The organism is Oscillochloris sp. ZM17-4 (genome assembly GCF_019599295.1).
GTDB lineage: Bacteria > Chloroflexota > Chloroflexia > Chloroflexales > Chloroflexaceae > Oscillochloris.
On the sequence record NZ_JAIEWN010000015.1, the window covers coordinates 42,790 to 54,129 of the forward strand.

Genomic DNA, 11,340 nt, shown 5'->3' on the forward strand with positions numbered 1-11,340 from the left:
TTGATGCCGTGAGTGGCATTCTACTGCACCAAGTCTGCAATCTGCAATCTACAATCTGCAATCTTGTCTGAGCAGCGCGATCAGCCCGTCCACCCGCTCGCGCAGCGAGTCACGCACGGCCCGGAAGGCGACCAGGCGCTCATCGCTGCCCGCGACGGCCACCGGGTCGGGGATGCTCCAGTGCAGGCGGGCGCCCACATCGGGCCAGAGCGGGCACTCCTCGCGGGCGATGTCGCAGACCGTCACCACCATATCGGGCGCGAGGTCGGTGAGCGTGTCGATCGACTTGGCCTGCTGGTGGCCAATATCGACGCCGACCTCGGCCATCACATGGTCGGCCAGCGGGTGCAGCTGGGTGGGCTGTGTCCCGCCGCTGCGCACCGTCACCCGCCCGCCGGTGAGCGCGCGCAGCCAGCCCTCGGCCATCTGCGAGCGCGCGCTGTTGGCCCGGCAGAGGAAGACCACGGTGCGCGCCGGCAGCTCGGCCGGGGCAAATGGCCGCGGGATGGCTAGGTCGGCCCCGATCTGCCGGTAGATCCCGCCGAGCTCGCCCATGCTGAGCCCGTAGTAGGTCGCGCGGCCGTCGGCGTCGCTGCGGTGCAGCTGCACCAGCCCGGCCTGCCGCAGCACCCCCAGGTGGTAGGAGACCAGGTTCTGCGGCAGGCCGGTGAGCGCCACCAGCTCGCCCACCTGCCGGTCGCTCGGCCGTAGGGCGCGCAGGATGCGCCAGCGTGTCTCGTCGGCGATCAGCTTCAGCCCCGCGATCTCCCCCTCTGCCCCATCTCCAGGTATATCATTCTTCACTGTTGTATCTCCACATCTGCCCTGCGCTGATCGTAGCGCGATAGGGCGGCGCTGTCAAGCGTTGGTATACGTAGTAGCGCAACCATCACCCAGGAATTGGAGCTATCTCGAATGCCACCCTGAGCGAAGCGAAGGGTCCCGGCCGAGATTCTTCGCTTCGCTCAGAATGACATGACGCTTCACAGCGTTACTTCTACGGTATGGCCATTTCCTGATTGACAATCACCGGCACCCCAATATAATATCAATCATTGCTGTTGTGATTTACATCAGGAGATACTGATGGATACGCCTCCCACACCAAGAGGATCATCCGAGCGACTGTTCGTGACGCTGCTGGCCGACCCGCAGATCTGGGCTGTCGTGCAGGCGCTCTCCCAAGGCGATGCCCACGCGGCCGACCTCCAGATCCAAACCGGGACGACGCTCCCGGCGCTGACATCGGCCCTTGGCCAGCTTCGTGAGGCCGGGCTGATCACGAGCCGGGCCAGCGACGCCGACCCGCAGATGCGCTACTACCAGCTGCGGGTCGATCAGCTCTACACGCTCGCCCAGACAAGCCTCGGCGCGCTGCACCCCGCCCTGGCCCTGGCCCCGCCGTCCGATGTATGGTCGGCCCCGTCACTGCCCGACCGGCTGCGCGTGCTCTTCCTCTGCACCCACAATAGCGCCCGCTCGCAGATCGCCGAGGGCCTGCTGCGGATGTTCAGCGGCGGCGCGATCGACGCCGCCAGCGCCGGGGTCGCCCCCTCTCGCCTGCACCCGCAGGCCCACGCGGCCCTGGAGCGCGTCGGGGCCGACACCGCGCCGCTCTACTCAAAGCACGTCGATATCTTCGCCGGCCAGCATTTCGACTATGTGATCACCGTGTGCGACCAGGCCCGCGAGGTCTGCCCGACCTTCCACAACGCCGACCGACAGCTCCACTGGTCGCTGCCTGACCCCAGCGCCGCCGAGGAGCCTCGCCAGCCGAAGGCATTCCAGTCGGTGGCGATCGAGCTCGCGCAGCGCATCAGGTACCTGCTCTCCTTTATCGAGCGCGACCGCCGACAGGCGGGCGCAGGAGCAACGGCATGAGTGTACGGATAGGCATCAACGGATTCGGGCGGATCGGCCGGCTGGCCATGCGGGCGGCTTGGGGCTGGCCGGAGCTAGCGTTCGCCCACATCAACGAGACCGGCGGCGACGCGGCGACCTCGGCCCACCTGCTGCACTTCGACTCGATCCACGGGCGCTGGGGCCACGAGACGCGCGGCGAGGCCGACCGGCTCTTCGTCGGCGAGACGCCGGTCGGCTACAGCAGCATCAAGGACCCCGGCGCGGTGCCGTGGGCCGAGGCCGGCGTGGAGATCGTGCTGGAGGCCACCGGCAAGTTCCGCACGCCCGAGCAGTTGGATGCCTACTTCCGGGCCGGGGTGAAGAAGGTGATCGTGGCCGCGCCGGTGAAGGGCGATGCCCTCAATGTGGTGATGGGCGTCAACGACGGCCTCTACCGGCCCGCGCAGCACCGCCTGCTCACCGCCGCATCCTGCACCACCAACTGCCTGGCCCCGGTGGTCAAGGTTATCCACGAGGGCATCGGCATCCGCCACGGGATGATCACCACCATCCACGATATGACCAACACGCAGCGCATCCACGACACGCCGCACAAAGACCTGCGCCGGGCGCGGGCCTCCTCGCTCTCGCTCATCCCCACCAGCACCGGCTCGGCCACGGCGATCGGCATGATCTTCCCCGAGCTCCAGGGTAAGCTCGACGGCATCGCCGTGCGGGTGCCCCTGCTCAACGCCAGCCTGACCGACTGCGTCTTCGAGGTCGCCCGGCCCACCAGCGTCGCCGAGGTGAACGGCATGCTGCGGGCGGCCGCCGCCGGCCCGCTGGCGGGCATCCTGGGCTACGAGGAGCGCCCGCTGGTCTCGGTGGACTTCCGCGACGACCCGCGCTCGGCGATCATCGACGCGCCATCGACCATGGTGACCAACGGCACGCAGGTGAAGATCCTGGCCTGGTACGATAACGAGTGGGGCTACGCCAACCGCTACGCCGAGCTGGCGAAAAAGGTAGGGAGCAGCCTGTAAGGGCGCAGCAGCCGCGCACGTGCGACACTATCTTGTATGGGCGGCAACCGGCGCGCGGCTGCTGCGCCCCAACGGCAGGAAACACATGACAGGCTCCCCTCGATCCGCCGACCGCCGCAACTACGTGATCGTCACAATGGCCTACTGGGCCGACACGCTGACCGACGGGGCCATCCGCACCCTGGTGCTGTTCTACTTCTACCAGCTGGGCTACTCGCCCTTCGCGGTGGCCTCGCTGTTCCTCTTCTACGAGCTGTTCGGCGTGATCACCAACCTCTTCGGCGGCTACCTGGGCGCGCGGCTGGGCCTGAAGGCGACCCTGTTCCTCGGCCTGGGCGCGCAGCTCCTGGCCCTGGGCATGCTCGGCCTGGCCCCGCTGGCCTGGCTGAGCGTGCCCTATGTCATGGCGGCCCAGGCGCTCTCGGGGATCGCCAAAGACCTCACAAAGATGAGCAGCAAGAGCGCGGTGAAGCTGGTGGCCGGCGAGAGCCAGGGGCAGCTCTACCGCTGGGTGAGCGCGCTCACCGGCAGCAAGAACGCGATCAAGGGCGTGGGCTTCTTTGTGGGCGCGCTGCTGCTGAGCCTCGTCGGCTTCCAGGCCGGCCTGCTGGCCCTGGCCGGGCTCGTGGCCCTGGCCCTGCTGCTGGCGGCCGCGCTCATTCGCGGCGAGCTGGGCGCGGCCAACAAGAAGGCCACGTTCCGCCAGATGTTCTCGCACAACCGGGCGGTGAACATGCTCGCGGCGGCCCGGCTCTTCCTCTTCGGCTCGCGCGATGTCTGGTTCGTGGTGGGGCTGCCGGTCTACCTGGCCAGCGTGCTGGGCTGGGACTTCTGGCAGGCCGGGGGCTTCCTGGCGGCGTGGGTGATCGGCTACGGCGCGGTGCAGGCGGCCACGCCGGGGCTGATCCGCCGGCGGGTGTCCGGACAGCACGAGCCGGGCGGGCGCACGGCGGCGGGCCTGGCCTTCGCCCTGGCCGCGTTCCCGGCGGGCATCGCCCTCGCCCTCATGCTGGGGGTGAGCCCGACCCTATCAGTGGTGGCCGGGCTGATCGCCTTCGGGGCGATCTTCGCCCTGAACTCGGCGGTCCACTCCTACCTCATCCTGGCCTACACCGACAGCGACAAGGTGGCGATGAACGTGGGCTTCTACTACATGGCCAACGCCGGCGGGCGGCTGGCCGGCACGGTGCTCTCGGGGCTGCTCTACCAGCTCGGGCTCTCGTACGGGGCCAGCGGCGGGCTGGTGGCCTGCCTGTGGGCCTCGGTGGCCTTCGTGCTGGCGGCAGGGATGCTCTCGCTGCTGCTGCCGGCCGAGGCCGCCCCGCGCACCCGGCCGATCATGATCGGCGACGCCGGCGAGTGATCGCGCTAGACGCCGCTCGGCGCCCGCACCAGCCTGAGGAAGCTGCTCAGCACCACCCGATTTTTGCCGTCGGCGCAGCCGAGCACGCTGAACATCCCGCTCACCTGGATCGTCTCCACCGGCACCTCGTCGATAAAGAGGGCGCCCTGGGGGTCCCTGCGCGCGCTCGCCGCCCCGGCGACCTTCGCGCCCCAGTCGGCGGCCTCGTAGATAGATAGCGTCGACATATCGTGGTGGCTCCTTTATTTCCTCGGCGCAGCGAGAGACTCTCATCGAGCGGCTGCACATGGAGGGCGGCGAGCCAGGAGGGATCGGGGCCGGCACATGGGGAAGCGGATCATGCTGCGGTACAGCCAGTATAGCACGGATACATGCCGTTTTGTCCCTATCTGATCGGCCCGATGTGTGTTATGCTGTAGGTATCTAGATGTCTGGCGCTAATGAGGCGCCCCCCCTCAACACCCCTCGCCCACAAGACACGATTGTGCCGCGACTACCGCGACAGCCCTGGACTGAACATGGTCGATCAGGGCGGGATCATTGCCTGTAGCAACCATGGTGGCGCCCGGCCACGCCGAGCAAGAGAGGTCTTTTTATGGCGGAAGCGCAGTACGCACCCGACAGTGCGCAGCCAGATCGCGCGTACTTATTGGTCACACGCGAGCCCGACGGGCGTTACTGTGTCGTGTACACCAACGGCGAGGTCAGCCGGCGCAGCTACACGTCGTCGCTGGAGCAGGTGATCCGCCAGGTGCGCCGGGCCGGCGGCATCCCGATCAGCACCGATGATGGGGCGCTCCGACAGCGCTGCATCGACGAGTCGCTGACGCTGATCTAGGGCTGCGCCCAACCATATCTGAGAGGCAATGGTTTTTTGCGGAGAGGGACAAGGCCTCGCCGCGCCTCTCCTCGCCGCTCACCCCCCCACCGGGCACCTATGCTCGGGCGGAGCTATGATGCGGCCCAGAAAGTATAAGATGCTGTATTTAGTCTGGTATGACGCAGACACCCGGCGGCCCGCCGCCGAGCGGATGCAGGACGCGATCGCCGCCTACGCTCGACGATTCCACGCATCGCCGAACCTTGTCCTCGTAAGCGCCAACGAGACAGTCGAGATGGAGGGTGTGGCGGTGCGCAGCGTCCGCACCGTGCAGCCCAATCATTTCTGGGTGGGGCACAGCGATGACCCGAGCCAGGCACATAGCATCGAAGAAGCGCAAGTAGAGGAGCTGCCCCATGGCTGAGACAAAAAAACGTATGGTGCGCAAGGGGCGCATCTATCAGGTTCGCGTCGCCGACGTGGAGTACCGGACATTCATCTGGGAGGATGGGACCTGGTTCTCCGGCCGGGTTGAGGACAACCCGCAGATCACCCCGTGCCGCGCGCGCACGGCGGTTGCGGTGCGCGATCAGCTGATCGCGGCGCTGACGAGCAGCCTCGCAGGGTAGCCCCGCGCCGGTGACGATTATCGGCGCTCGGCGACCAGGGTGTGCCAGATCACGCCGGGGCGCGTGTCGTCGGCGCGCTCCTCGCGGTGCAGCACGGCGAGGCCGGCGCGATCTAACAACATGGCTAGCTCGTCGGGCGGGATGGCGGTGAAGAGCCGCCCGTCCGGCTCGCGCTCGCCGGGGGCGGTGCTGGGCCGGAAGGTGAGGATGAGCCGGCCGCCCTCGGCCAGGATGCGGGCCAGGGCGCGGGCGACGCCGGCCAGCTCCGCGCGCGGCAGGTGCATGATCACGGCGTTGCAGAGGGCGTTGGCAAAGGCCGAGTCGGGGACGCCGGCCAGGTCGGGCAGGGCGGCCTCGGCGAAGGTGAGGCTGGGGTAGGCGACGCGGGCCTCCGCCAGCATCCCGGCCGAGGCGTCGTAGCCGGTGACGGGGTAGCCGACCTCGGCGAGCCAGGCCGTATCGCGCCCGCTGCCGCAGCCCACGTCGGCGGTAGGGCCGCCGGGGCGGAAGAAGGCCTGGGTGAGGGCCTGGGTGCGCGCGGGCATGATCGCCCGGTGGACGGCGGCGATCTGCGCGGCGTGGACGTCGTAGGCGGCGATCGTCTCGTGGTCCACAGGCTAGCTCACCACGTGGGGGCGCACCGGCGGGGCCACGGCGGGGCGGCGCAGGAGCGCCCGGGCGCCGGCGCGCAAGACGCCGGTCACAAACCGGGCCGGCGTCAGCACGGAGATGACGAGCCCGGTGCGCCGGTCGGTGGCCCGCGAGGCGAGCCAGAGCGCCGTGCGCGCCGGCACCTCGGGCGGCTCGCCCCACAGCCGGATGACCGTGTCGAGCGGGCGCAGCTGCGCCTCGTGGCCGGGGGCGACGTCCACATCGGTGAGCAGGTCGGTGATCACCAGGCCAGGGTTAAAGGCGAAGACGCCCACGCCGCTGTCGCGGTACTCGTCGGCCAGCGCCAGGGTGAAGCTGCGCACCCAGGCCTTGCTCGGCCCATAGGCGTTCTGGAAGGGCACCGGCTTACGGTCGCCGCGCCCGATCACATTGATCAGCTTGCCGCGCCCCTGGGCGAGGAAGATCTCCATCGCCACGGTCGATCCGTTGTAGGTGCCGAGGATGTTCGTCTGCACCACCTGGCGGAAGCGCGCCTGCGGGATGTCGAGGGTGGGGCCGTAGACGCCGGCCACGCCGGCGTTGTTGACCCAGATATCGACGCCGCCGAAGGCGGCGCGGGCGAGGTCGGCCAGGGCGCGCACCTGCCGGGCGTCGCCCACGTCGCAGCTGACGCCGGCGGCGCGGTGGCCGGCGGCGCGCAGCTCGGCCACCGCGCCATCGACGGCCTCGGCCGAGCGCGAGGCGATCACGACCGCGGCGCCGGCGCGGGCGTAGGCCTCGGCGATCGCCCGGCCGAGCCCGCGCGTCCCGCCGGTGATCACGGCGACTTTATTTCGTAGCTTGGGTGCCATACATGCTCCTTGCGCAACGCGGTCGGTGCGCCCTTGTTCCAGCGGGTAGCATAGCATAGAACGGTAGGCGCGGGCCAGCCCGCCTCAGTCCCCACCATCCGCGCCATCAAACCCCAGGCTGGCGGCGATCGCATCGGCGTACGGGTTCTCCTCGCCGGTGAGCGCGGCCAGGTAGCGCCCGGTCGTCGCCAGGCTAGCGTGGCCGAGGCGCTCCTGGATCACGCTCACCCGCGCGCCCTTGCGCTCCAGCATGCGGGCGCCGGCGTGGCGCAGGGCGTGGAAGTGGACGCCCAGCCGCGCGCGGGCCAGTGCCTCCAGCGTGCGCGGCGAGATCGCGGCCCCCATGTTCTGGCGCGAGCAGCTCACCCAGACCGCCGCGTCGGCCGCGAGCCCATCCAGCTCCGCGCCGTAGGCCATCCGCAGGTAGCCGAGCAGGTCGGACGACAGCGCCCGCGAGAGCTTATCGCGCCGCACCGCGCCGCCCTTGGTGCGGGCGAAGGTGAGCGTGATGCTGCCGTCGGGGTTGTGGCGCAGATGCCCCCAGCGCAGCCCGGCCACCTCGCTGAGCCGGCGGGTGGTCTCGACGGCCACCCCGATCAGCGCCCGGTCGCGCCGGGCGCGCAGGTCGCCGCCGGACAGGGCGGCCAGGGCCGTGCGGATGTCGTCCTCGCCGGGCGCGACGGCGCTGGCGTAGGCGTGTACGCGGCGGCGGTCGACGCGGCTGATCGGGTTGGCGGCGGGGAGCAGCCCGCGCCGGGCGGCGAAGGTGTAGAAGCTGCTCACGATCGCCAGCCGCCGGTTGAAGCTTGCCGGGGCGACGTCCCCGCCGCCCGCCCAGGCCTGGGCGAGGGTGGCGGCCGCGGCGAGCCAGGCCTCACGGTCTTCAGACGCGCTCGGCGGGGCGAGCCCGAGCGGCACGGCGGACAGGGCGGCATGCCAGCTGTCCATCGTCGCCGTGTAGGCGCGGGCAGTGTTGGCCGAGCCGCTCCGCCCGCGCTTGGCCTCCAGCCACGCGGCGATGGACAGGGCCTCCCGCGCCGCCGGGTCGGCGGCTGACGGGATCAGGTCGCGATCATCGCTGCTCATCACGCTCCCCCCTGATCGCGCTGGCTCGTGCGGGGCGATCAGAAACCTCGGATAATCACCCTTACCCGAAGTATACCACGCCCGGCCCGCGAGGCCCGACGACCGGTCGGTTGTGCCATGCAGGCACATGCGCGCTAGCGCCGCAGCGGCGCCAGCTTTTTTGCGGGATCGCGTTGCGATCCCGCCCACCATCGCTTGCCTTGCGTCGGCGCTAGGGGGGTATGACAGACCTGGGTGGATATGGGGCGGCAGGGCGCTCGGCCGAGGCAGAGGAGGCTGGTCGGGCGTCAGTGGTATCGCGATCGACGGGAGATCGAAACCGAAATCATCGATCACAACCTTCGCGGCGTTGTAAACTCACCGGCTGCATTACTGCGATAGCTATTCTCCTGATCGATATAGGGCAGCAGGGAGGTTTGTGTTGTTGCTGGCAACATGCGGCTGTTCCTTCCCAAGGTACAGCGATGCGGCGAAGGGTGTTGACCAGAGCTACCAGGAATCGTATAGTTTGAGCACGCGCGTGTTGTTGTCGATTGACGCCGGGCTTCCCCCAGGTTCCCGAGAAGCAGCTATGACAAACTGGATCAAGATCGAGCATATTGACGCACTGCCTGTGCGAGGATCATCCTTGGCCGACATCGACATGGGCCGAGTGGAACGCCACATCGCGACCGGCCGCGGCCTGGTCAGCGAGCCACCGCTGGACTACCTCCACCGCCAGAGCGGGCTCATCGAGGTGGACGGGGAGACCGTGCCCACTCTCGGCGGCCTGCTCTGCTTCGGCAAAGACCCGCAGCGCCCTCTGCCCCACACCGGCATCTCCTTAACCCGCTACGCCGGGCTGGTCGCCAACAGCCAGCAGGTCATCGACATCCGCGACCTGCGCGGGCCGCTGTTCGAGCTGATCGACCAGGCCGACGCCTACCTCTGGGCGCAGAGCAACCACGGCTTCCGACTCGACAGCGGGCCGCGGCGCAGCCCCTTCGACCAGTACCCGCGCACCGCCATCCGCGAGCTGATCGTCAACGCCATCGCCCACCGCGACTACCGGGTCACCGGCAGCCGGGTCAAGATCGAGATGTTCAAAAACGAGATCGAGTGGTACAGCCCCGGCGGCCTGCCGTCAGGCATCACGGTCGAGAACATCCTCAAGTCTCAGTACACCCGCAACCCGGTGATCGTCGGCTTCCTGTTCGACGCCGGCTACATCGAGCAGCGCGGCATGGGACTCGATACCGTCGCCCATGTGCTACGCGAGGAGCAGCTGCCCTTCCCCCAGATGGAGGACACCGGTGCCAGCTTCCTTATCCGCATCCAGGGCCACGGGTCGGTCGATAAGCACACCGCGCTCGGCCTCGACGCCCCCCTGGCCCAGATCTACACCATGATCGAGGGCGCCGGGCCGCTAGGAATGAGCTCCCGCGATATCGCCGACCGCCTGGAGTGGTCGATCCGCACCGTTAACTATCGCCTGCAGGAGCTGATCGAGCGGAAGATCGTGAACCGCGAGGGCGCAACATCGCGCACCCGCTACTACGTCAGGGAGCCTGACACGTAATATCAAATCTTGATTGATACCCTGCATCCTGTCGCCCTGAGCGAAGCGAGGGGTCTTCCCATCCACGCGACTGGAAGATGCTTCGCTGCGCTCAGCATGACATGCCCACGGTCTTGCCAGATTTGATATAAGTTATCCACATCTTGCGCAAACTCAGGCAATACTTTGCGCGAGATTGCGCGAATCTGGCGCAAGTTTCGGGCCAAATTTGCGTAAGCGCTAGTTGACTCTTGCGCAAGCTATCGCTACGATCACAAGCAGAGCTGCGCTCTTATCGGGGGTGCCTATGTAGGTTGATCATCATTAGGTTTGATGCCATATAAGCTGCTAGCTGTGGGTCTATTCTACAGTTTAGCGGCAAAGAAAAAGCCCCCGACACTCCTGGCTAGCCACCACGTGTCGAGAGCTTTCGCTCGGCCGACAGCTTCTCGCTGTCGGTAGGGTGTGTACCCTTCCTACCTTCACTATACCAGCCGCTGATCGCCCTGTCAACGCACGTGCAGGCGGGGCTCGGTTTTGTGCTGCCGCTGTGCGGCATAGAGGGACTAGCTATGCAACCCTGCCTATCTGCGCGGCCCGCCCCTGCGGCGTCCGCACACCACCCCACCACCTCGGCGGCGGAGCCCTTCTACTACGTGCCCATCCCGCGCCGCCTCGCGGCCGACCTGCGCGACACGCCGGTCGCCGTCGGGGCCTACGCCCTGGCCGCACGCGCCTACCGCGCATCCGGGCAGCCCGTGCCGCTCTCCCCGGGCGACCTACAGGCCTACGACCCCACGCTGAGCTACGGCGCGGCCACCCGCGCCCTCCAGCGCCTCGTCGCCGCCGGCTGGCTGACCGCCGCCCGCAGACCGGGCCGCAAGACGACCTACACCCCCAGCTGGGGCCATGTATGCGGCGCGGCGCTGCCCTGGGATCTCGCGGCCCCCGCGCTCGGCCGCCCAAGGCACATCGGCGCCCTGCGCCTCGACCAGCGCCTGCTCGATGTCTGCATGGGCCGCATCGAGGCCCATCCGACCCACCCGGCCCTCATTCGCCGCTACCTAGAGACGCCGCTGATCGGCCTGCGCGAGGTCGGCGCCTACGCCCTGGCCCTCGCCGGCCTGCCCGTCGCCAGCCCGGCCCTGGAGGCGCTGCGCCTCATCGATGCTGGACAGCCGCTGCTGCTGCCCGACGAGGCGACCATCCTCGCCGTCGCCTCGCAGCGCGGCACCCACCCGCTCAGCGCCGAGGGCTGGCGGCGCACGCCCTTCGGTGACCTGTCCGCGCCGCCCCCTGGGGAGAGCGCGCCCGGCCAGGCGCTCTTTTTTGTGCCGCCAGGCCAGATCGGCCCCATGATCGGCGGGGAGATCGCCGACCCGATCACGATCTCCACAGAGCCAACATCCGGCCCTGTGGCATCAGAGAGCCACGCAGCACCCGCAGCTGAGGCGCCGGTGGGATCACATGGAGTCATGGAGTCTGATCGAGAGAATCCCACCACCTGCCCTGCGTCACCCTCAGGCCCTTGGGTGGTGGTGGAGAATCATCTCGCAA

Annotated in this window: 12 protein-coding genes and 1 pseudogene; 8 read left to right on the top strand and 5 right to left on the bottom strand. The window is 68.6% G+C overall.

All coding sequences use genetic code 11. The annotated features are described in order from the left end of the window. Positions 1–48 precede the first annotated feature (48 nt). Positions 49–804, bottom strand: a complete 756-nt coding sequence (locus K2Z83_RS13020) for a metalloregulator ArsR/SmtB family transcription factor (protein ID WP_370650166.1) — start codon at positions 802–804, stop codon at positions 49–51. A gap of 282 nt (positions 805–1,086) precedes the next feature. Between K2Z83_RS13020 and K2Z83_RS13025 the strand changes: the two genes are divergently transcribed. The 3 genes from K2Z83_RS13025 to arsJ all read left to right on the top strand — a co-directional run bounded on the left by K2Z83_RS13025 (position 1,087) and on the right by arsJ (position 4,248). Next, entirely contained in the window at positions 1,087–1,881 is a 795-nt protein-coding gene (locus K2Z83_RS13025) for a protein tyrosine phosphatase (protein WP_220595620.1), read from the top strand. Continuing rightward, a complete protein-coding gene (locus tag K2Z83_RS13030; protein ID WP_220595621.1) occupies positions 1,878–2,885 on the top strand; it encodes an ArsJ-associated glyceraldehyde-3-phosphate dehydrogenase in 1,008 nt (335 codons plus the stop codon). The genes K2Z83_RS13025 and K2Z83_RS13030 overlap by 4 nt, the downstream gene beginning before the upstream one ends. Before the next feature lie 85 nt (positions 2,886–2,970). Continuing rightward, positions 2,971–4,248, top strand: coding sequence for an organoarsenical effux MFS transporter ArsJ (gene arsJ, locus K2Z83_RS13035; protein ID WP_220595622.1), 1,278 nt, complete (start codon positions 2,971–2,973; stop codon positions 4,246–4,248). 5 nt (positions 4,249–4,253) lie between these two features. Here arsJ and K2Z83_RS13040 read toward each other — a convergent pair whose 3' ends face one another. Continuing rightward, positions 4,254–4,475, bottom strand: a complete 222-nt coding sequence (locus tag K2Z83_RS13040) for a hypothetical protein (protein ID WP_220595623.1) — start codon at positions 4,473–4,475, stop codon at positions 4,254–4,256. 422 nt (positions 4,476–4,897) lie between these two features. Here K2Z83_RS13040 and K2Z83_RS13045 point away from each other — a divergent pair, with 422 nt between their 5' ends. The 3 genes from K2Z83_RS13045 to K2Z83_RS13055 all read left to right on the top strand — a co-directional run bounded on the left by K2Z83_RS13045 (position 4,898) and on the right by K2Z83_RS13055 (position 5,697). After that, a complete protein-coding gene (locus K2Z83_RS13045) occupies positions 4,898–5,086 on the top strand; it encodes a hypothetical protein (RefSeq protein ID WP_220595624.1) in 189 nt (62 codons plus the stop codon). A 139-nt stretch (positions 5,087–5,225) separates the two neighbouring features. Next, a complete protein-coding gene (locus tag K2Z83_RS13050; protein ID WP_220595625.1) occupies positions 5,226–5,492 on the top strand; it encodes a hypothetical protein in 267 nt (88 codons plus the stop codon). Next, the gene (locus K2Z83_RS13055; protein WP_220595626.1) at positions 5,485–5,697 is read left to right on the top strand and encodes a hypothetical protein; all 213 of its coding nucleotides are present in this window, start codon (positions 5,485–5,487) and stop codon (positions 5,695–5,697) included. The genes K2Z83_RS13050 and K2Z83_RS13055 overlap by 8 nt, the downstream gene beginning before the upstream one ends. Positions 5,698–5,714: 17 nt before the next feature. Here the strand turns inward: K2Z83_RS13055 and K2Z83_RS13060 are convergent, their stop codons facing one another. From K2Z83_RS13060 to K2Z83_RS13070, 3 genes are all read right to left on the bottom strand, one after another. Then, the gene (locus K2Z83_RS13060; protein ID WP_220595627.1) at positions 5,715–6,311 is read right to left on the bottom strand and encodes a class I SAM-dependent methyltransferase; all 597 of its coding nucleotides are present in this window, start codon (positions 6,309–6,311) and stop codon (positions 5,715–5,717) included. Positions 6,312–6,314: 3 nt separating this feature from the next. Beyond that, positions 6,315–7,160 (bottom strand): SDR family NAD(P)-dependent oxidoreductase, encoded by an 846-nt coding sequence (locus K2Z83_RS13065; protein WP_220595628.1) that lies wholly within the window; start codon positions 7,158–7,160, stop codon positions 6,315–6,317. Between the two features lie 84 nt (positions 7,161–7,244). Beyond that, positions 7,245–8,246, bottom strand: coding sequence for a site-specific integrase (locus tag K2Z83_RS13070; RefSeq protein WP_220595629.1), 1,002 nt, complete (start codon positions 8,244–8,246; stop codon positions 7,245–7,247). Positions 8,247–8,817: 571 nt separating this feature from the next. On the opposite strand from K2Z83_RS13070, the gene K2Z83_RS13075 reads away from it, so the two are divergent. After that, the gene (locus K2Z83_RS13075; RefSeq protein ID WP_220595630.1) at positions 8,818–9,804 is read left to right on the top strand and encodes an ATP-binding protein; all 987 of its coding nucleotides are present in this window, start codon (positions 8,818–8,820) and stop codon (positions 9,802–9,804) included. Positions 9,805–10,355: 551 nt separating this feature from the next. Continuing rightward, positions 10,356–11,340: pseudogene (locus tag K2Z83_RS13080) on the top strand (hypothetical protein); the annotation flags it as partial.